At 59.7% G+C, this 1,242-nt stretch carries 2 protein-coding genes; both read left to right on the top strand.

All coding sequences use genetic code 11. From position 1 onward, the window contains the following. Window positions 1-407 precede the first annotated feature (407 nt). On the top strand, window positions 408-674 hold the full coding sequence (locus AC07FD_RS18335; protein WP_478350997.1) for a type II toxin-antitoxin system ParD family antitoxin: 267 nt from the start codon (window positions 408-410) through the stop codon (window positions 672-674). 3 nt (window positions 675-677) lie between these two features. Further along, entirely contained in the window at window positions 678-989 is a 312-nt protein-coding gene (locus AC07FD_RS18340) for a type II toxin-antitoxin system RelE/ParE family toxin (RefSeq protein ID WP_478350998.1), read from the top strand. Window positions 990-1,242: the final 253 nt, after the last annotated feature.

Consider the following 1,242-nt stretch of genomic DNA (forward strand, 5'->3'; position numbering starts at 1 on the left):
CAAATCACAAACGCCCGTCAGGCAGCAGCCGGCGGGCATTGCGCTTTGGGAGCATATGTGAGCCGTAGATCGGAAGCGCAAACGACAATGTCCGCGTGACACGACAAAACCGGACAGAAATGACATCCCGAGCGCGTCGGCGATCCGGTTGGAGTTCGCGTCTGCCGTCGCGCGCATGCTGCCATGGAGATGACGACCGCGGGCATCGACTTTGCATGCCGCTCCTCGATCGCGCCGGCGCCCTCAAGACCGAGACGACATTCCGGTCGTGCCGAATCAGGCGACGGCATCTCTCCCGGAGCCGGATGGTGGCAAGGTGGAGCATGGCCGAATCAGCCATATTGATAATAGCTGACATCTATTGCTATCCGCGTTGAGCGCTCCCATAATGTTTGCAGGAGGTTGCCATGCCAAATTACGCTTTGAACGACCACTATGAGAGCTTCATCAGGAAGCAGCTCGAATCAGGCCGCTACAACAATGCCAGCGAGGTTGTCCGCGCGGGCCTGCGCATGCTCGAGGACTTCGAGGCGGAGCGAGAGAAATGGCTGCGCGAAGACGTACCGTCGCGCCTGGCCGAGCTCCAGTGGGATCCAACGAAAGGGATCCCTGCCGACACGGTGTTTTCGCGGCTGGAGGCGCGTCATCGCGCGAAACAGGCGAAAGCCAAGTAGGGGATGGAGTATCAGATTGTCTTCCACCCCAAGGCGGAGTCCGAGCTGGAAGCGCTGTATGACGACATAGCGGAACGCGCATCGCCTGCGATCGCCTGGAATTTCGTTGTGGGTATCCGCGACCATTGTCTCGGCCTGTCGACTTTTCCACAACGCGGCACCGAGCGGGTCGAGATCATGCCTGGGCTGCGGATTGTTGGGTACCGGCGCGCTGTCAGCATTGCATTCGCCGTCGAGGGCGAGCGGGTGTTGATTTTGGGCGTCTTTTACGCTGGCCGCAACATCACGCCGGAATTGCTTGAAGAACGGCTCTAACCGGCGCTAAAGCAGGGGGCGGCCATGGCGCACCGCCTAGCGTGACCAGCGATTTCGGGCCGATGGCATCCGCTCGGCGCGGATCTGATGGCGTGCTTCATGGGATAAGCTGCACCGGAAAGCCGGTCACAATCGGGCCAAGCCAACTCACAAATTCGGGCCTCGCCGAGATCTCCACGAGAAATCGAAAAAAGGGTGATCTTGGCTGTTGACACTTGTTGATGGTGGCGACTATATACGCCTCACCAACGAG

This window comes from Mesorhizobium waitakense (genome assembly GCF_056431085.1).